Raw genomic sequence first — 18,649 nt, forward strand, 5'->3', positions numbered from 1 at the left:
CTATTCGTTTTATACGGATAGTTTTTTATATTTGTAATAAATTTGCACTTTAAATCAGTGAGTAATACAATTAATATAAAAAATTGTCATAAATGGTGATCATATGGAGAATTTTATTCAAAAATTAGAGGGGGCTTTATATAAAGGGTTTATTGATCAAAAACATAATCATCCTGGAATATATAAGCCGAAATTATTAGTAAACAATACGAAAAAAAATGAAAATGTTTTAAGCTCATTATTGGAGGAGCTAGAAAATAGTACATCTTTTATTTTCTCAGTAGCTTTTATTACAGAAAGTGGGCTAGCGACTTTAAAATCACATTTCCTTGATCTTAAACAAAAAGGGGTTAAAGGACGTATATTAACATCTACATTCTTAAACTTTAATACACCAAAAGTGTTTAGAGAGTTAATGAAACTTGAAAATGTAGAAGTAAGATTAACAAATTTATCTGGTTTTCATTCAAAGGGATACATATTTGATAACAAAACACATTGTTCATTAATTGTTGGTAGTTCAAACCTGACTGCACATGCTTTGAAGGTAAACTATGAATGGAACGTCAAGTTAACATCGCATGAAGATGGAGAGATAGTACAGCATTTTAAAAATCAATTTGAAGAAGTTTGGGAGCATTCTCAAGTATTAACCGAAGAGTTGATTGCAAATTACGAAACAATATATGAGCAAGCTGCAGAAAATAAGTTACTAGATCGAGTTATAGAATTACCTGGTCAATATCATAATTCAATTGAAGAAGCTTTGAAAATTAACCCAAATAAAATGCAACAAGCTGCGTTACAAGAAATACAAGCTATTCGAGACGCTGGAAAAGAAAAAGGCTTAGTTATCTCTGCAACAGGAACGGGGAAGACATATCTTTCAGCATTTGATGTCAGAAATTTTGCACCTAAACGGATGCTATTTATTGTTCACCGAGAGCAAATATTAAATAAAGCGAAATCAGATTTTCAAAAAGTTCTTGGTGGAATAGATGAGGACTTTGGAATTTTATCAGGGTCAAATAAACAAATAAATGCTAAATATTTATTTGCGACGATCCAAACTATTTCAAAAGAGGACACTTTACACCAATTTGATCCTGAGCTATTCGATTATATTTTAATAGATGAAGTTCATAAAGCTGGTGCTAGTTCTTATCATAGGGTTATTGATTATTTTAAACCGAATTTTTTAATGGGAATGACTGCTACACCTGAACGTACAGACAACTTTAATATTTATGAGCTATTTGATTACAATATTGCTTATGAAATTCGTTTGCAAGAAGCACTTGAAGAAGATATGCTTTGTCCTTTTCATTATTTTGGAGTTACTGATTTTGAATATAATGGTGAAAAGATAGATGACACTACAGTTTTATCTAAACTTGTTACAGAAAAACGAGTGGATCATATAGTTGAAAAAATAAAATATTACGGTTTTTCCGGTGAAAAAGTAACAGGACTAATGTTTTGCAGCCGAAAAGATGAGGCAGAACAATTATCACATGCTTTAAATGAAAAAGGTTTTCGCACATTTGCATTAACCGGCGATCATTCCCAAGAGGAAAGAGAACTGCGGGTGAATCAATTAGAAAATGGCATACTGGATTATATTTTAACAGTAGATATTTTTAATGAAGGTATTGATATTCCGAGTGTGAACCAAGTTGTTATGTTGAGACAAACTCAATCAAGCATTATCTTTATACAGCAGTTAGGGCGTGGACTTCGAAAACACGATTCGAAAGATTTTGTTACGATTATTGATTTTATTGGAAACTATAAAAATAACTATTTAATTCCGATTGCCCTTTCAGGAGATAGATCACAAAATAAAGATAATATACGTAGATATACAAATGACACGAGTTATATTAAAGGTATTTCAACAGTTAACTTTGAAGAGATAGCGAAAAAGCAGATCTTTAAAGCGATTAACAATAGTAATTTAACAGCAATGAAAGTATTGAAGGAAGCTTTTGCTGAGTTGAAAAATAGAATAGGAAGAACTCCATATCTATATGACTTTATAGTAAACCATTCTATTGATCCAGTTGTACTTGCAGAAGGATATTCGAACTATTATCAGTTCTTATTGAAAATGAAAGAAGATGTCCCTGCATTAACAGAGTACGAAAATAAAGTTTTAACGATGTTTTCATTGGAAGTATTGAATGGAAAACGTAAAAACGAAATCGTTTTGTTAGACTTATTATTAAAGCAAGAAAAAGTTGATAAGGATGAGTATATAAAACAACTTGAAGAATCTAATTGCTTAACAGATGATGAAACGATTACTTCAGTACAACGAATTTTTGAATTAGAGTTTTTCTCACAAAACAGTCAAAAGAAATATGGAGAAAAGCCAATTCTCTCTTTACAGGACGATAAGATGTATATGTTTAATGATTCTATCAGAAAAAGCTTAGAACAAAATCAATACTTTAAGCGTATGGTTATGGACATTATTAAAAGTGCAAGGAAAAAGAGCAAAAACTATGAGTGTGATAGTAACCTTACTGTATATAAAAAATACTCAAGAAAAGATGTGTGTAAACTTTTAAATTGGCATAATGACGAGAGCTCAACTATGTATGGTTATAAGACAAAGTACTATACTTGTCCAATATTTATCACATACCATAAAAATGATGAGGTAGAATCCAGTGTGGACTACGGTGATGAATTCCTTAATCAAGATGTTCTTAAATGGTATACAAGAAGTAATAGAACATTAAAATCAAAGGAAGTTCAAACAATTATTGATGCTAAAGAAAATAATATTGACGTCCATATTTTTGTGAAAAAAGATGATGACGAGGGAAGCGACTTTTACTATTTAGGAAAAGCGACACCTGATAAAGCAAGTGTAGAACAAACTGAAATGAAAGATAAAAATGGAAAAGAACTACCTGTTGTTACGATGAATATGATTATGGAGAAATCAATTGATAATAAGATCTATGATTATATAAAGGACGGTAATGTTTTGTAGGTATATTAAATTTTTAATATCTTTATGTTTCTAAAATTATTAAGCGAATATAGATGGGGCTGTATCAAAATGACATCGGAGTATGCTTTTGATATGGTCTTTTTTATTGGAATTTAATATGTTTTTTATTAGATTTGTGGATTCATTTAATTGGTTTAAGCAGAATGTGGAGATGGGTCTTTCTAATCGAAGTAACCAATAACTAGCCCCTTACAAGCCCCTACCAAGTAATAAATCACTAAGAAAAAACATAACAAAAACAAACACACCAACAAACACCGTAGTAGTAGTAGTAGTAGTCAAAAAAATTTTTAAAATAACACGCCAAAAACCCGCTCAGTCTCCCATATATATTATGAAGGGGCTTTTACTTTTGAACGGAGACGGGAGGAACTTTGATGGCGGTGTATCGTAATGTGCAGGTGAATTTTTGGCAGGATGATTTTGTTTTGGATTTGACGCCGGAGGAGCGGTATTTTTATGTTTACTTATTAACTTGTTCGAAGACGACGCAGTGTGGGATTTTTCCTTTTCCGAAGCGATTAGCTGAGATGGAGACGGGTTATAATCGGGAGACTGTTGATAAGCTTGTGCAGCGCTTTGTTGATTATGGGAAGATTCTGTATGATGTGGATACGCGAGAGTTATTCGTTTTAAATTGGCTTCGTTATAATCCTGTGACGAATATGAATGTGGAGAAGTGTGTACTTCGTGAGCTGAAGGGTGTGAAGAATAAGGAGTTTGTACATATGTTTCTTCAGAAGTGCGTTGAGGAAGAGATGAATGTTCCGATGCTTTTAGCGCATTTCGGTATGCCGAGTGATTTGGCTGTGGATGATGTTGATCCAGTTTGTGAGGAGACAGAGGCGGAAGAAGAGGTTATAGAGGAAGAAACGGGAAGTCGTGTGTTTTCTTTTTATGAGCAACATTTCGGTAGTTTGTCTCCTCATACTGTGGAGGAACTGAGTGCGTGGATGGAAGATTTGTCAGAGGAGCTTGTGCTGAAGGCTCTTCAAATTGCGTTTGAGAATAATAAGCGGACGGTTGCTTATGTGAAGGGGATTTTGAGAGGCTGGTACGGGAAAGGATTTACGAAAGTGTGTGAGGTTGAGGCGGATACAGCTAAGTTTAGGAATAAGGAGTCGTCTGTTAGTACGGGGGAGACGGAGGAGTTTTTGGCGAGGTGTGAGGAGTGGGAGCAGAATGCGCCGTCTGAGGAAGAGTTGCAGCGCTTTTTAGCTGAGCGCGGGTGGCGTCCATGAGTATTCAAAATGTGGAGGCGGAAAAGACGGTGTTAGGTTCTCTATTACTTGATGGAGAGCTTATTAAGGAGTGCCGTTTGACGGAGCAGTATTTTTCTATGCCAGTACATAAGTCTATATTTCAGTTAATGCGAAAAATGGAAGAAGAGGGGCAACCGATTGATCTTGTGACGTTCATTTCTCGGGTAGGTCCGAAGTTTTTAGAGAGGATCGGGGGAATGGAGTATTTTATAGGGTTAATGGATGGTGTGCCTACTACTGCCAACTTCTCTTATTATGAGGGGCTTGTTCGAGGTGCGTGGAAAATGTATCAGGCTGGTGTTCTCGGGCACAAGATGGGAGAGCGTCTTATTGCGGAGAAGAGTGAGAAAGTTATCGGTGAGACGATTACGGCACTTTGTGAGTTAGAGGAAAAAGACTCTGTATGTGAGTTTGATTTGAAGGATGCGTTAGTTGATTTGTATGAGGAGCTTCATCAAGATGTGAAAGAGATTACTGGTATTGAGTCTGGTTATACATCGTTAAATAAAATGACGTGTGGACTTCAGGAAGGTGATTTTGTCGTTCTTGGTGCGCGTCCTTCTATGGGGAAGACTGCGTTTGCACTAAATGTTGGACTGCATGCGGCGAAGTCTGGAGCGGCGGTTGGATTGTTTTCGTTAGAGATGAGTAGTAAGCAATTGTTCAAAAGGATAGCTTCTTGCATAGGTGAAGTGTCAGGAGGTAGGCTAAAAAATCCGAAGCATCGTTTTGCGATGGAAGATTGGGAGAAGGTAAGTAAGGCGTTTGCGGAGATTGGTGAGTTGCCATTTGAGATTTACGACAATGCAGGTGTTACGGTGCAAGATATTTGGATGCAAACCCGTAAGTTAAAGCGGAAACACGGTGATAAAAAGATTTTAATTATTGTAGATTACTTGCAGCTTATTACGGGCGATCCGAAGCATAAGGGCAATCGATTTCAGGAGATTAGTGAAATTTCGCGTAAGCTTAAGTTATTAGCGCGTGAATTAAATGTTTGTGTAGTCGCGTTGTCGCAATTGTCTCGTTCTGTAGAGTCACGACAAGATAAGCGTCCGCTATTATCTGATTTAAGAGAGACGGGACAAATTGAGCAAGATGCGGATGTCATTATGCTTATGTATCGTGAAGATTATTACGATAAGGAAACGAAGCAGAAAGAGATGACGGAGATTCATGTGGCGAAGCATCGGAATGGGCCTGTCGGGAGTTTTAAGCTGAGATTTTTGAAAGAGTTTGGGCGGTTTGTGGAGATTGGATGATAAAATAGAAGAAGGCATATAAAAAGGTAAAGGAGTGGTTACGGATGACAAAAGTAGGTCGTTTATATGAGCAAGAGAAGCAAGAAGAAATTGATAAAGCACTTTCGGCAGCTGGAATGCTCTTTAAAGGAATGAGTGTAGAAGAAATAGCTAAAAAATTAGATGTAACAATTGAAAAGGTGAAAGAGTGGGAGAAGCGTTTATCTCATTAATCGCCGAGGTAATGGCAGCGTCTGTATAAATTTATACAAAAATAGCCGAATATTTACGATATAATAGTCGGCTATTTTTGTACGGAGAAGTTGTTAGGTTTAATACGCAAATCTTTTGGTTTGCTCTTGAATATATTCCTCATTTCCCCATAAAGAAAGATCTTCTCTCTGCAGTAATCCATTGCTGCAAGTCATCTTGGCTACGTCGGACAAGTCGATTTACTAACACATCATGCCATACATAATCCTCTAATAAGTATATATGAACGGGGTCATCTGTATAAAAAGCAATATTACGCTCTTCAAGTGATGGTCCATAAATCATCTCTTTAGAATCTATCGATACAATAAACCAATGATCTGTAGACAAGGTTTCTGTATAAGGTGTTATGCGATGGGCTTCTAGATTTTTAATTGGATTTTCAACATGCAGGGTAATACCTTGTATTGTAACTTTATCAGCTACTTCAGATAGATCTTCTTTTAACGCTTCATACATCTCATCCCACATTGAAATGACAATACGTCGTTCTGCTTTTTTTATTAATGCCTGACAATAGCTAATGATTGTTTGATTGTCTTTTAAAGTAATCACTCGATTATCCGTTTTTTCCTCGGAAGTTTCTAGTGTTTTTAATGAATCACTGATTCCTTCATAAGTAGACTGCCATTCTGATTGCGCCTTCTGTAAAAAGATTTCAACAGGTAGAGGTGAATAGCGAGTGGTGTCATTTATTTCTTCCTTCATGACAATTCCTTTTTCTACAAGGTTACCTAAAATCTCATAAATTCGCGCTCTTGGGACACCCGAATCTTTACTCACTTGGTAGGCTGTGACAGGCCCTTGTTTAACAAGAGATACATAAGATTTAGCTTCATATTCATTGAAACCAATTTTTTTAAGCTGTTGCACTATGTAGTCCACTTTTTTCGTCCTCCGATGTTTGCTTTTATCCCGCTTTAACGGGCAGTAAGACTCCCACCTCAAAATTCAGCGGAAGCAAAGAAGTTAGGTGGGGGGGCGGGCTGCCCGTTAAAGCCCGATTGGTTCAACTAATAATCAGTGGCCCCACTGATTAAAGTTTCACTTTATATTTTAACGTTACAATAACTGTTTACATTTAGCAAATTATTAGTTACTATTCGAATAGTGACTAAAGGGGAGGTTAATAGTATGGATTTTTATTTAGACCCATCTGTATTAATGATTTTGATTGTTTTTGGATTTGTAGCTGCATTTATTGATTCAGTTGTAGGTGGTGGTGGACTCATTGCTTTACCAGCTTTATTATTTACAGGACTGAATCCAGCAAGTGCAGTAGCTACGAATAAACTAGCGTCGACAATGGGAAGTGCAACTAGTAATATTGTGTTTTATCGTTCTGGTAATCTTGATTTGAAATCGGCGTTTAAATTAGTTCCGCTTACTTTCATAGGTTCCATAATAGGGGCATGGACCGTTCATTTAATGAATCCAGAAGTACTGAAGCCATTGATGTTAATTATGCTTGGTGCGGTCGCTATTTATACGATATTCAAAAAGGATTGGGGTAGTATTTCCACTCATAAGAAATTGTCTGGTCGACACGTCATTATTTTTACCTTTTTTATTTTTGCTATTGGTTTTTATGATGGATTTCTAGGTCCTGGAACAGGTTCGTTTTTAATGTTTTCTCTTTTATTTATTGGGTATGATTTTTTAAAAGCAGCAGGTAATGCGAAGCTTCTTAATTTAGGAAGTAATGTTGGTGCATTGTTGATGTTTATGTATGTAGGGCAAGTAAACTATGCATATGGTTTTATAATGGGGATTGCTCAAATTGCTGGAGGGATTGTTGGCTCCAAATTTGCTATAAAAAAAGGAAGCGGGTATGTTCGTGCCCTTTTCATTACAGTAACTTGTTTATTGTTAGCGAAAAATCTGTATGACTATATTCAGTAAGTAATTAAAGAACGTAGAAAAGGTTAAATACGCAGATTACATAAAATATAAGAAGACACTAAGGAGAAAATTCCTTTTAACATTTTTTAGATGCTACCTTGTTTGAAGATAGCATCTAAAAAAAAAATCTAAGTGAAGAGAATGAAAATAATATAAACTCATATTTTTCTGGGGTATGTTTATTGATTATATTGAAATGTTTACTCTATATTCTTCTTATAATTAGGCCTCAACAAACTCTTAAAATCCAACTCAGCAATTAACACACTCAATAATATAAGCGTAGCCCCTAAGTATCCTTTTCCTGTCAGCGTTTCACCTGTGAAAACGAAAGCAAAGCCTGCGGAAAAGACAGGTTCTAATGAAAAAATAAGACCTGTATGGGTAGGTGTAGTGTATTGCTGGGCAATTACTTGCACGATGAATGCGACTGCGGTGCAAAATATGCTTAAAGCTAATATGATTAGCCATGAGTCGATCGTGCTAGGAAGTTTTGGTGTTTCTATAATGAATGAGAAAATAAGACTAAATAGGCCGACGAAACCGAGTTGCACTACTCCAAGTGCAATGGAATTCACATGTTTCGTTACGCTTCCAGTAATGATGACGTGGATCGCATAAAACAGGGCAGACAGTATGCAAAATATATCGCCGTTACCGATTTTGAATTCGCTAGTTAATGTTAATAAGCCGATTCCTATTATCGTTAAAATGATTCCTACTATAACTTTCTTTTCTGGAATGTGTTTTAAAAATATAGCTGATAATATCGGAATGAAAATGACTGTGAGACATAGTAAGAAACCAGCATTAGAAACACTTGTATACTTTGTACCGAAAGTCGCGAAAATGTAAACGATAAATAAGACAGAAGCGAGTATAAATGCATATTTTACAGTTTTAAAATCGATCTTAAATAAATGTTTGTAAAATATTAAACCTGATAAAAGAAAAGCGATAATAAATCGTAATGCGATTAAATTATATTCTTCTATGCCATCAAGTCCAAGCTTTGTAAGTAGGATGGATGCACCCCAAAAAAATGTAACTAATAGTAACATTAAATCCGCTTTTAATTGTAGTTTCATTTCTATTCCCTCGTTATGTATAAATTTTATCCCGCTATTTGTGGGCAGTAAGATTCCCACCTCAAAATTCGGCTGGAGCAAAGAAGTTAGGTGGGAGATCAACTGCCCGTAAATGCCCGATTGGTTCAACTAATAATCAGTGGGGGATGAACAAAACCCCCACTGATTAAAGTTTCATTTTATAATCCCATACCCCTATCCTCATTTTTTATTTTAATATTAATTCTGAATATTTGTAACTTAAATTTATCGACGTTTTATTTTATAAGAAAGAGGCTATTGTATAATCCGGTCTAATCGGTTCATACAATAGCCTCTTTTCATTTAAAAGTTCCTATCCAGCAACAATCCAAGCTGTTCCGCGACAACTTCCGGCGGGTCAGGAAGTCCTTTCATAAAGTATGTCTCCACGACTCCTACAATGGCGTAGCCGAAGAATGTAATAATCATGTCTTCACTAAATCCTTTGTTTATGCCTTCTTTAATATCTATGTCATCTTTTATTTGTTCGATGATGTAGTCGAAGAAGTGTTTGCGGAAAGCAGAAGCTCCTTTTCCAGCTAGCATCGTTGAGAAGAAGAAGTAGTGTTGTTCCATGTTTTCAAACCAAGCGATGCAAGCTTCTCTAAAGCTTAAATCGTGGAGAGGAGCGCACAGTGTTTTTAGCGCTTCGATACGTTCTACAACGAGTTTATCGAGTAAATCATATTTATCGAGGTAATGAAGGTAGAACGTTCTATTTCCGATGTCCGCTGTGGTGCAAATGTCCTTTACTGTAATTTTATCAAATTCTTTTTCGGCCATTAGTTCAATAAAAGCGTTTTTGATGGCTTCTTTTGATTTAATAATCCTTCGATCGACTTTTTCCATTGTGTCACCAAACTTTCTTTATAGTTAATACACAATTTTTATGGATGTGTGTATTAATGCGTGAATTCACTAAAATTGACGTTTGAAAACATCTCTTTTTCATTTTATATTATACACACGGGAGAGATAATGCATCAACGTGCATTAATTCTTCCGAGTATCATTTCTTAATGAAAGAGGGGGATGTAGTCACATTTCGTGCTCTAAGTAACTTTCTTCAAAAGAACAAATAACAAAATAATGACAATTTTATATATGAAAAACAACGAGAAAGAGGTCAATTATGAATCCGAAATATAACAACTTATTTGAAGCATTTACATTTAAATCTGGTGTTACTCTGAAAAATAAAGTCGTGATGGCGCCGATGACAACTTGGGCTGGTAATGATGATTATACGATTTCAGATGAAGAAGTAACGTATTACCAAAAGAGAGTGAACGGAGTCGGGCTTGTGATTACGGGATGTACACATGTACAGGCGAACGGTATCGGTTTTACAAATGAGTTTGCTGGTTATGATGATACGTTTATTCCAAGTTTACGTAAGTTAGCGGATGCGGCTAAGAGCGGCGGAGCACCGGCTATCCTTCAAATTTTCCATGCAGGGAACAAAGCATTACCTAATTTCACACCGGGCGGGGATGTCGTAAGTGCAAGTGCTTTAGAAACAGAAGCTTCTCCGTTTGCACCATCTGTATTACCGAGAGAACTTTCGCACGATGAAATTTTAGAAGTGATTCATGATTTTGGAGAAACGACGCGAAGAGCAATTGAAGCTGGTTTTGAAGGCGTTGAAATTCACGGTGCACACGGATTTTTACTACAAAACTTCTTCTCACCATTCTTTAATAGACGTGAAGATGAGTGGGGCGGTTCTTTAGAAAATCGCTTACGTTTCCCGCTAGCAGTCGTTCGTGAAGTTCAAGCTGTTATTAAAAAGCACGCGAAGAAGCCGTTCGCATTAGGATACAGATTTTCACCTGATGAACCGCAAGAAGGTGCTTTAAGAATGAAGGATACGTATGAGTTAATTAATCATCTTGTCGAAGCAGATGTTGATTATGTTCACGCTTCATTAGCACGTGCCCTTACTGCAAAACCCGTGGATAGTCAGGACGAGAAAACGTACCTTGAATTAATCACCGAGCATGTAAACGGCAGAATTCCGTTAATGGCAGCTGGTTCTATGGTGACGCCAGATGATGCGTCGTTAGCGCTAGAAAAAGGGATCACACTTGCGGCAATCGGCCACGGGTTAATTATGAATCCAGACTGGGTAGAGAGAGTGCAAGGCGGAAAAGAAGGTGACATAAAAACCGCTATTAAGAAATCAACAGTAAGTGAACTAGAGCTTCCAGAAAAGCTTTGGAATGTTATTCAGGCATCAGGACCATGGTTTAACATCGAAGATTAATTATGAAAATGTATTAATAAAAAACGACTATGAAATGGAGAGATTCATATGAAAAAGCAAGTAACGTTTAAAAAATATAATTTGAACATGGCTGGTAATCTGCATGTACCAAACGAAATGGATGATAGCAAGAAATACCCGGTTCTTATCGTTTTACATCCGGCTGGTGGAGTGAAAGAACAAACAGCGGGTCTTTATGCCGAGAAGTTAGCGGCTGAAGGATATGTCGCGTTAGCATTTGATGCGGCTTATCAAGGGGAAAGTGAAGGGTTACCTCGCTATCTTGATGATCCAACATCTAGAGTAGAAGATGTGCGCGCGGCGGTAGATTATGTAACGACACTTTCTTTCGTTGATCCAGAACGAATAGGTGTAGTTGGTATTTGCGCTGGTGGCGGTTATGCGATACGTACAGCACAAACGGAACGTCGTATTAAAGCTGTTGTAGGCATTAGTGCGGCAGATATGGGAAGAACGTTCCGCGAAGGCTGGAATGGAGAGGCTCCAATATCGAATACGATTCAGACGCTTGATGCAGTTGCAAAACAACGTACTGCTGAAGCGAATGGTGCGGAACCGATGTATCTTTCTTACGTGCCGCATGAAATTGATGAAAATACAGATTCGGAAACAGCGGAAGGATATGAATATTACAGAACAGCTAGAGCGCAGCATCCGAATTCAGTAAACAAATTGTTGTTTTCAAGCTTTGATAAAATTTTAGCGTTTACGGCAATCGATGAAAAAATGAGCTCTTTATTAACGCAGCCAATTCTATTAGTTGCAGGAAGTAAAGCAGGGACACTTTGGCAAAGTAAAGAAGCGTATGAATTAGCGAATGAATCGAAAGAATTGGTCATTCTGGAAGGTGGATCTCATTTTGATCTGTACGATATTCCTGAGTATGTCGATCAAGCAGTAGTGAAGGCGACGGAGTTTCTTGGAAAACATTTGTAATTTGATTCTTGCGAGGCAGTAGAAACACTTTCTACTGCCTTATAAAAAAATAGGAAAGGGAGTTTTGACTATGACGAATGTATTAATTCTTGGAGCGAACGGACAAATTGCGCGTCATGCAATTGATATATTTTTAAATGAAACGGATGTAAAGTTAACGTTATATTTACGAAATGCAGATCGAGTACAGCAATATGCTTCTAATCGTGTACGTATTGTGGAAGGTGACGTTTTAAATCGTGTAGCGTTACAAGAGGCGATGGTAAATCAAGATGTAGTGTATGCGAATTTAGCTGGTGATGATTTAGAAGAGCAGGCGAAAATGGTTGTGAATGTGATGGAAGAGACGGAAGTAAAACGTCTTATTTTCATTAGCGCACTCGGTATTTATGATGAAGTGCCAGGAGAGTTCGGGAAATGGAATAACCGTACGATTGGTCAATATTTAGGACCGTATAGAAAAGCTGTTGATGTAATCGAGGCTTCAAATCTTGCATACACAGTATTAAGACCAGCGTGGTTAACGGATTATGATGAAGTGGAGTATGAAATTACAGAAAAAGGTGAGCCATATAAAGGAACGGAAGTATCACGTAAAAGTGTTGCAGCTTTCGTCGTGAAATTAGCGCAGTCACCAGATTTACACGTTGGCGGAAACTTAGGCGTAAACAAACCGAATACAGACGGTGATAAACCAGCCTTTTTATAAGGAGGATGCAAATGAAAGTTATAATCTTTGGAGCGACAGGTATGGTCGGTCAGAGTGTATTACGAGAAAGCTTATTAAATGAGAAAGTAAAAGAAGTCGTAACGATTGGTAGAAAACGTACGAATGCGATGCATGAAAAATTAACTGAAATTGAGCTGACAAATGTGGCTGACTTATCGTCTATTGAAGAGCGAATAACCGGATTTGATGCATGCTTCTTTTGTTTAGGTGTTTCTTCTCAAGGGATGAAGGAGGAGGCGTATACAAAAGTTACGCATGACTTAACATTATCCGCCGCAAACACATTAGCGGAGTTAAATCCAAATATGACGTTCATTTACGTATCTGGTAGCGGCACAGATAGTACAGAATCAGGACGTACGATGTGGGCGAGAGTGAAGGGAAGAACGGAAAATGAGTTATTACGTTTACCTTTCAAAGCTGTGTATATGTTTAGACCAGGGTTAATCATCCCGGCAAATGATGTGAAATCAAAAACGAAATTATATCAATTGATGTACGATGTGATGAAACCTTTTAATCCACTATTGAAGCGATTCGGAAGTGTAATAACTTCAGAGCAATTAGGAAGAGCGATGGTGCGAGTTGGGAAAGATGGATATGCTCATTCGATTATTGAAAGTTCGGATTTGAAGAAGATCGGTAAGTAATAGTATGTGTATAAAAGCCCAGTTTGGAGGGGCTTTTTTTCTATGTAAAATTTCACTTGTTTTGTTTACATAATATCTTTACAATCATTTGATAAAATATATGTAACTGCATATTGTGAGGGTGGGTGGTTATCCCTTCTTTCCATTTGGAAGGAAAGGGGGTGATAATATGGAGTTTTTGTTTGACCTTGTAAAAGAATTTGTAAAAGCGACTGTACGTGAAGTTTCAGCGTATTTTTTGCGGAAGTAACTTCTGAGTAAGGACAACAAAAAAACCACTCCGCGCCGTAGGAAGCAAAAGGGTGGGTTTCGTAAAAAATAATAACGTATAATAACCACCACCCTATACGGTAGCAGTTAAGGAAGAGATGTTAGCGCATCTCTTCTTTTTATTATATGCCATTTTATTTGATGTCATACTTATATAGTATTCTACGGAAAATATATCATATTCCTATTTTGTGGTCAATTTGATCCCGCTTTAACGGGCAGTAAGACCCCCACCTCAAAATTCAGTGGAAGCAAAGAAGTTAGGTGGGGGTCGGGCTGTCCGTAAAAGTCCGATTGGTGAGGGCTGATTAAAGTTTCACTTTATTGCATGATTGAAAAGGTGTAGTCTTAATCCTCTTCAAACTGAAAAATATCCCGATTAATAAGTTGGTGGAGATACCTATCCATTTCAGCAGCAGAAACTTTTCTTTCACTTTTAAACCACCATGCGCTTAATGAGGTGATTGCCCCTGAATAAAATTCAATGATTAAATCATTGGGCATCGTATGATTTTTGTGCAGTTGATTTAATGCTTCTATTTCTTGTTTTCTCGTTTCGTGACTTAAATACTGTGTTCGGTTAATAAATTGTTCATCAGACATTTGCGTTTCTAATATTTTACCGATTTCTTCATGATGTAGAAATTGTTCCATTACTTGAAATGGTTTACTTAATCGATCTGAAACCGGTATTTCAGCAATCATCTTGCTGTATCGTTTAAATCCAAATGCTAATAAAGCATCTTTATCTTCGAAGTGTTTATAAAAGGTTGTTCGGTGTACCATTGCGCGGTCACATATTTGGTTAATCGTGATCGTACTATATTTCTGTTTTGATTGCGTCATTAATTCAAATAAGGAATCCCACAGTAATTTATGTGTACGTCTAATACGTAAATCAAGTTGTTTTTCATTATCATTCATCTACAATTCTCCTTTTTTGTAGATTAAATATACAGTGGCTGAAAATTGATTCTCCCTTTTTAATCTACATATGTATATTATATTACATGTGTTCCGGTATATTTAAAGTTTTTTAAGTAAGAAACAGGAGGAGAATCTGTAAATGAATATGACAACTAAGAGCCCAGCAAGTGGCAAAGTTGATACTTCTAATTTGAAACATACCCCCATTTTAATTGCATTACTTTTAGGTGCAATGGTTGCATTATTAAATGAAACATTACTTGGTAATGCGTTAACGGTATTAATGAAAGAATTTGACGTAACCGCTTCAACGATTCAATGGCTTTCTACGGCTTACATGTTAGTAGTTGGGGTTTTAGTTCCAATTACAGCGTTACTTCAGCAATGGCTCACAACGAGACAAATGTTTTTGATCGCTATGGTAACGTTTTTAGTCGGTACATTAATTGCGGGATTCGCACCGACATTTTCCGTTTTATTAATTGGCCGTATCGTCCAAGCTGTAGCGACGGGGTTAATTACACCGTTATTAATGAATACGATTTTAATCATTTGTCCACCTGAAAAACGTGGTGCGACAATGGGATTAATCGCACTCGTGATGATGGCAGCTCCGGCAATTGGCCCTACATTATCTGGAGTAATTGTGGATTCATTAAATTGGCGCTGGTTATTCTATATTGTTATTCCTATCGTGATCATTTCCATTATGATTGGGATGAAGTACATTCAAAATGTTTCAGAGTTAACAAGGCCAAAAGTAGATTACCCATCTATCCTTTTATCGACATTAGGATTTGGCGGGCTTGTGTATAGCTTTAGTGCATCGGGTGATTTAGGATGGTCCGATGCAAAAGTGTATGGCACTTTAATTGTTGGGCTTATCTCATTATGTATTTTTGCCGTTCGACAATTGAAAATTGAGAATCCAATTTTAGAATTACGAGCATTTAAAGTTCCGATGTTTACATTATCAGTTGGATTAATTGTCATTGTGATGATGTCGTTATTTTCAACGATGACTTTATTACCGATGTTCCTGCAAACCGTTTTACTCGTTACAGCTTTTAAATCAGGAATTATCATGCTTCCGGGAAGTGTTATTAGCGCCATAATGGGGCCAATCGCAGGTAAACTATTTGATAAATTTAGTCCGAAAGTTATTATCGTTCCCGGCATTGTCTTAGTAGGAATTGCAATGTTCTTATTTAAAGGCATTACTCCTGATACATCAATGTTACAAATTATTGTCATGCATAGCGTATTAATGGTTGGACTCATGTTTGTCATGACAGCACAAACATACGGTTTAAATCAATTAACACCAGATTTATATCCGCACGGAACAGCACTATTTAGTACGTTGCAACAAGTAGCTGGTGCAATTGGTACAGCTATCTTTATTTCGAAAATGTCTTCAGGAACAACTAGCTATATGGAGAGCTCCGTAAATCCACTGGATCCAGTAGAGAAGTTAAACGGTTTAACGTCAGGGTTCCAAGGTGCATTTGCACTTGGGTTAATCTTTATTATTGTTGCATTTATCGTATCGTTATTCTTAAAAGAAGAGAAAGAAGGAGTAAAGGCAGCGAGGGTTTTACAGAACGAACATTAAGGTTTATATAAAAAAGACATCTTTCCCTAGAAAAGATGTCTTTTTTATATTTTTTTCGTAACACTTGTTTTGGGTGTCTTCATACATAAGAATTGGTATGTACAATAATTATCCTTTTTGAGAATAACGATGCAAAGCCGTACTAATAACTAATAGTTCACCAGATGATTTAGTGACATCGTATATAGATCCTGTTATGAGAATAGGCATAGTCATGATTGTGAAGTTGTTATATTGGTATTAAATGATTTATACGTTTTTTATAGTAAAAATTAGAGACACTTCAATAAAAAGGAATTAAATATGGTACTCTTTAGTTAAGATATTTAAACGAAGACAGGGGAAATGAAGATGGACAAAAAGCTAACGTATTGGCTAGCATCTATTATAGGTGTAGTAGTACTTGCAACTGGTATGACTTATGGAATGTTACAGTTTGCTGAAGTCCCGCTTGGGAGTGAGGACCATGTTTTTGCAGAGGTTAATAAAGAAGACACACTATCGAATGAAGCAGAAGTGAAAGGCTCAAATGCACAACTTCACATTACAGTAACTTCTACTGAAGAAGAAGTGATTTCAGCTATGCATAGCATGACTCATCAAAAAGTAAAAGCGTGTGAAGGAAAGGGAGCAACCCCTATGTCCAAAAAGAATGCAGAGAAAGTAAGAAACATTCTAAACGGAAACAATTTCAAGAATAAAGAAGAGCTATTAGCAATTACTGAAAGATGGGCAAACAGAGATTTTAGTAAAATTTTAGAAGAACATAACTATTTTATTAAACTTCAAGGTGGCAAGATAGGTGAAGCTACAGTAATGGATAAGATAGACGAGAAAGTATTCTGTTTCAATACTTTCGGTGATGATGTAACGGCCGCATTAGTTAAATCAGGAGATCTTCAGCCACGTTAAAGTGTCTTTCTCAATTATAAGAAAAGCCTCAAGTATTCATATACTTGAGGCTTTTCCAATGGAAAGATAGGAATGATACGAATTCCTTACATTAAGAACAAAGTGGAATTACTCCTAAACCAATTAATAAAGCTGCAGCAACTGCTGGAATTGGTACAGGAATTTGAATACCTTCTACAAACAAGAAATACTGACCACTTACTATTTTAAAACAAACTAATTGCATGGCTATTCCTCCCTTCTTTTAGAATTAATACATTATATTAATTTATCTATTTATTGTTATAGTTAAATTATTCATTTTTAAAAATATAGTTAATATGTAAATAGTTTTCTAAAGGACCTGCTCAATCAATACGAAAAAACATAAGATGAAACGAATCCATTAAAATACATGAGTGAACCTTAGTTTTCCCCTCTTATCTAAAGGAGGAACTATTATGGGCTATGGTGGTAGTTGTGGCGGTTGTGGCTTTTCTGGAGGCTTTGCTTTATTAGTTGTGTTATTCATTTTATTAATCATCGTTGGAGCTTCTTGCTTCTGCTAAAAACTATTGGAAAAGACACTCATATGGAGTGTCTTTTCTTTTGTGCAAAATGATTCCTGATAATATCCAACTGTATATAGTATACGGTATATTTTTTCCTCATTAGACATATAAAAATGTTGGAGGGATGTTATGAAACTAGTAGGGAAGCACATTTATATTCGGCTTTATAAAACTGATGATGCCAACGAGTTAGCTAACTTACATATTAGAAATCGCGAATTTTTTCAACGAGTTTGTCCATTGCTCCCAGAAGTTTTTTATACAGAAGAACATCAAAAAATACGTCTTGAATAAGCTCTAAAAAAGACAGCTGAAGGGCAAGTATACCCTTTCGGAATCTTTTTAAGAGAAAATGATAAACTGATTGGAGACATTTCATTAACTCAAATTGTTAGGGGAGACCTCCAAAGCTGTTATACGGGATTTACTTTAGATAAGGAGCATAATGCAAAGGGCTATACAACAGAGGCTCTTCAACTTGTTGTAGATTTTGCTTTTAGGGAATTAAAGCTACATAGAATTGAAGCAGGAGCGATGCTTGATAATTTAGCATCTATTCGTGTATTAGAAAAAGTGGGATTTAAAAAAGAAGGTATAGCGAAAGAAAATATAAGGATTAATGGCAAATGGACAGATCATCAAATAGTAGCTATCATCAACAGCTTGGATGTGTAAGCTTATTTTGATTCCAATAACGATAATTATGTAAAGGGCTGTCTATATCGACAGCTTATTATATTTTTTGCTTAGCGTGATTTTTTCGGAATGCTGGCGCACCCAATCGCTATCAAGCTAAGGTTTTTAAGTACCCTCTAAACGAAAAGTTTATTTCTCTATAGTTAGTAATTTTGGGGAATCAGTTCATTTTTTATTTTTGAGGTGTTTACTTTTCTTAAGTTGATAGGCATGGGATCATCATATTAATAAAGATAAATGTACGTTAAGACATATTTTTGAAA

The 18,649-nt window shown here is 36.2% G+C and carries 17 protein-coding genes and 1 pseudogene; 13 read left to right on the forward strand and 5 right to left on the reverse strand.

Annotated elements, in window-relative coordinates; genetic code table 11:
- Nucleotides 1-103: 103 nt before the first annotated feature.
- The 4 genes from AC241_RS04760 to AC241_RS34620 all read left to right on the forward strand — a co-directional run bounded on the left by AC241_RS04760 (nucleotide 104) and on the right by AC241_RS34620 (nucleotide 5,761).
- Nucleotides 104-3,004, forward strand: coding sequence for a DEAD/DEAH box helicase (locus AC241_RS04760; RefSeq protein ID WP_050842699.1), 2,901 nt, complete (start codon nucleotides 104-106; stop codon nucleotides 3,002-3,004).
- Between the two features lie 398 nt (nucleotides 3,005-3,402).
- Nucleotides 3,403-4,266: a DnaD domain-containing protein gene (locus tag AC241_RS04765; protein WP_050842701.1), complete on the forward strand. Its 864-nt coding sequence runs from the start codon at nucleotides 3,403-3,405 to the stop codon at nucleotides 4,264-4,266.
- Complete coding sequence (gene dnaB / locus AC241_RS04770; protein ID WP_050842703.1) at nucleotides 4,263-5,549, forward strand: replicative DNA helicase; 1,287 nt, start codon at nucleotides 4,263-4,265, stop codon at nucleotides 5,547-5,549. Before AC241_RS04765 ends, dnaB begins: the two co-directional genes overlap by 4 nt.
- A 44-nt stretch (nucleotides 5,550-5,593) precedes the next feature.
- Complete coding sequence (locus AC241_RS34620; protein WP_000169783.1) at nucleotides 5,594-5,761, forward strand: hypothetical protein; 168 nt, start codon at nucleotides 5,594-5,596, stop codon at nucleotides 5,759-5,761.
- A gap of 139 nt (nucleotides 5,762-5,900) precedes the next feature.
- Here the strand turns inward: AC241_RS34620 and AC241_RS04780 are convergent, their stop codons facing one another.
- The gene (locus AC241_RS04780) at nucleotides 5,901-6,686 is read right to left on the reverse strand and encodes a TrmB family transcriptional regulator (RefSeq protein WP_050842705.1); all 786 of its coding nucleotides are present in this window, start codon (nucleotides 6,684-6,686) and stop codon (nucleotides 5,901-5,903) included.
- A gap of 249 nt (nucleotides 6,687-6,935) precedes the next feature.
- Here AC241_RS04780 and AC241_RS04785 point away from each other — a divergent pair, with 249 nt between their 5' ends.
- Complete coding sequence (locus AC241_RS04785; RefSeq protein ID WP_000348456.1) at nucleotides 6,936-7,703, forward strand: TSUP family transporter; 768 nt, start codon at nucleotides 6,936-6,938, stop codon at nucleotides 7,701-7,703.
- Between the two features lie 200 nt (nucleotides 7,704-7,903).
- Here the strand turns inward: AC241_RS04785 and AC241_RS04790 are convergent, their stop codons facing one another.
- Together AC241_RS04790 and AC241_RS04795 are read right to left on the reverse strand one after the other, a co-directional pair.
- Entirely contained in the window at nucleotides 7,904-8,791 is an 888-nt protein-coding gene (locus tag AC241_RS04790; RefSeq protein WP_000776058.1) for a DMT family transporter, read from the reverse strand.
- 324 nt (nucleotides 8,792-9,115) lie between these two features.
- Entirely contained in the window at nucleotides 9,116-9,661 is a 546-nt protein-coding gene (locus tag AC241_RS04795) for a TetR/AcrR family transcriptional regulator (RefSeq protein ID WP_050842707.1), read from the reverse strand.
- 283 nt (nucleotides 9,662-9,944) lie between these two features.
- On the opposite strand from AC241_RS04795, the gene AC241_RS04800 reads away from it, so the two are divergent.
- The 4 genes from AC241_RS04800 (at nucleotide 9,945) to AC241_RS04815 (ending at nucleotide 13,415) form a co-directional block, all read left to right on the forward strand.
- Complete coding sequence (locus tag AC241_RS04800; protein ID WP_050842709.1) at nucleotides 9,945-11,078, forward strand: NADH-dependent flavin oxidoreductase; 1,134 nt, start codon at nucleotides 9,945-9,947, stop codon at nucleotides 11,076-11,078.
- Between the two features lie 48 nt (nucleotides 11,079-11,126).
- Nucleotides 11,127-12,035, forward strand: a complete 909-nt coding sequence (locus AC241_RS04805) for an alpha/beta hydrolase (protein ID WP_050842711.1) — start codon at nucleotides 11,127-11,129, stop codon at nucleotides 12,033-12,035.
- A 70-nt stretch (nucleotides 12,036-12,105) separates the two neighbouring features.
- The gene (locus tag AC241_RS04810; protein WP_050842713.1) at nucleotides 12,106-12,744 is read left to right on the forward strand and encodes an SDR family oxidoreductase; all 639 of its coding nucleotides are present in this window, start codon (nucleotides 12,106-12,108) and stop codon (nucleotides 12,742-12,744) included.
- 11 nt (nucleotides 12,745-12,755) lie between these two features.
- On the forward strand, nucleotides 12,756-13,415 hold the full coding sequence (locus AC241_RS04815; RefSeq protein WP_050842715.1) for an NAD-dependent epimerase/dehydratase family protein: 660 nt from the start codon (nucleotides 12,756-12,758) through the stop codon (nucleotides 13,413-13,415).
- A gap of 618 nt (nucleotides 13,416-14,033) precedes the next feature.
- Here AC241_RS04815 and AC241_RS04825 read toward each other — a convergent pair.
- On the reverse strand, nucleotides 14,034-14,609 hold the full coding sequence (locus AC241_RS04825; protein WP_050842717.1) for a TetR/AcrR family transcriptional regulator: 576 nt from the start codon (nucleotides 14,607-14,609) through the stop codon (nucleotides 14,034-14,036).
- A 142-nt stretch (nucleotides 14,610-14,751) separates the two neighbouring features.
- Between AC241_RS04825 and AC241_RS04830 the strand changes: the two genes are divergently transcribed.
- Nucleotides 14,752-16,227: an MDR family MFS transporter gene (locus AC241_RS04830; protein ID WP_048565176.1), complete on the forward strand. Its 1,476-nt coding sequence runs from the start codon at nucleotides 14,752-14,754 to the stop codon at nucleotides 16,225-16,227.
- Nucleotides 16,228-16,578: 351 nt separating this feature from the next.
- Nucleotides 16,579-17,139, forward strand: a complete 561-nt coding sequence (locus AC241_RS04835; protein WP_048565177.1) for a PRK06770 family protein — start codon at nucleotides 16,579-16,581, stop codon at nucleotides 17,137-17,139.
- A gap of 91 nt (nucleotides 17,140-17,230) precedes the next feature.
- Here the strand turns inward: AC241_RS04835 and AC241_RS35660 are convergent, their stop codons facing one another.
- Nucleotides 17,231-17,365, reverse strand: a complete 135-nt coding sequence (locus AC241_RS35660; protein WP_001177693.1) for a hypothetical protein — start codon at nucleotides 17,363-17,365, stop codon at nucleotides 17,231-17,233.
- Between the two features lie 214 nt (nucleotides 17,366-17,579).
- Here AC241_RS35660 and AC241_RS32545 point away from each other — a divergent pair, with 214 nt between their 5' ends.
- A complete protein-coding gene (locus AC241_RS32545; RefSeq protein ID WP_000540375.1) occupies nucleotides 17,580-17,687 on the forward strand; it encodes a YjcZ family sporulation protein in 108 nt (35 codons plus the stop codon).
- A gap of 132 nt (nucleotides 17,688-17,819) precedes the next feature.
- Nucleotides 17,820-18,365, forward strand: a pseudogene (locus AC241_RS32550) (GNAT family N-acetyltransferase).
- Nucleotides 18,366-18,649 lie beyond the last annotated feature (284 nt).

Origin of the sequence: Bacillus thuringiensis (assembly GCF_001182785.1) — a bacterium.
GTDB lineage: Bacteria > Bacillota > Bacilli > Bacillales > Bacillaceae_G > Bacillus_A > Bacillus_A thuringiensis_S.

Bases quoted from the DNA above. Each gene is read 5' to 3' on its own strand.
- AC241_RS04760 (WP_050842699.1), top strand. From the start codon at position 104: ATGGAGAATTTTATTCAAAAATTAGAGGGGGCTTTATATAAAGGGTTT.
- AC241_RS04765 (WP_050842701.1), top strand. From the start codon at position 3,403: ATGGCGGTGTATCGTAATGTGCAGGTGAATTTTTGGCAGGATGATTTT.
- dnaB (WP_050842703.1), top strand. From the start codon at position 4,263: ATGAGTATTCAAAATGTGGAGGCGGAAAAGACGGTGTTAGGTTCTCTA.
- AC241_RS34620 (WP_000169783.1), top strand. From the start codon at position 5,594: ATGACAAAAGTAGGTCGTTTATATGAGCAAGAGAAGCAAGAAGAAATT.
- AC241_RS04785 (WP_000348456.1), top strand. From the start codon at position 6,936: ATGGATTTTTATTTAGACCCATCTGTATTAATGATTTTGATTGTTTTT.
- AC241_RS04790 (WP_000776058.1), bottom strand. From the start codon at position 8,791: ATGAAACTACAATTAAAAGCGGATTTAATGTTACTATTAGTTACATTT.
- AC241_RS04795 (WP_050842707.1), bottom strand. From the start codon at position 9,661: ATGGAAAAAGTCGATCGAAGGATTATTAAATCAAAAGAAGCCATCAAA.
- AC241_RS04800 (WP_050842709.1), top strand. From the start codon at position 9,945: ATGAATCCGAAATATAACAACTTATTTGAAGCATTTACATTTAAATCT.
- AC241_RS04805 (WP_050842711.1), top strand. From the start codon at position 11,127: ATGAAAAAGCAAGTAACGTTTAAAAAATATAATTTGAACATGGCTGGT.
- AC241_RS04810 (WP_050842713.1), top strand. From the start codon at position 12,106: ATGACGAATGTATTAATTCTTGGAGCGAACGGACAAATTGCGCGTCAT.
- AC241_RS04815 (WP_050842715.1), top strand. From the start codon at position 12,756: ATGAAAGTTATAATCTTTGGAGCGACAGGTATGGTCGGTCAGAGTGTA.
- AC241_RS04825 (WP_050842717.1), bottom strand. From the start codon at position 14,609: ATGAATGATAATGAAAAACAACTTGATTTACGTATTAGACGTACACAT.
- AC241_RS04830 (WP_048565176.1), top strand. From the start codon at position 14,752: ATGAATATGACAACTAAGAGCCCAGCAAGTGGCAAAGTTGATACTTCT.
- AC241_RS04835 (WP_048565177.1), top strand. From the start codon at position 16,579: ATGGACAAAAAGCTAACGTATTGGCTAGCATCTATTATAGGTGTAGTA.
- AC241_RS35660 (WP_001177693.1), bottom strand. From the start codon at position 17,365: ATGCAATTAGTTTGTTTTAAAATAGTAAGTGGTCAGTATTTCTTGTTT.
- AC241_RS32545 (WP_000540375.1), top strand. From the start codon at position 17,580: ATGGGCTATGGTGGTAGTTGTGGCGGTTGTGGCTTTTCTGGAGGCTTT.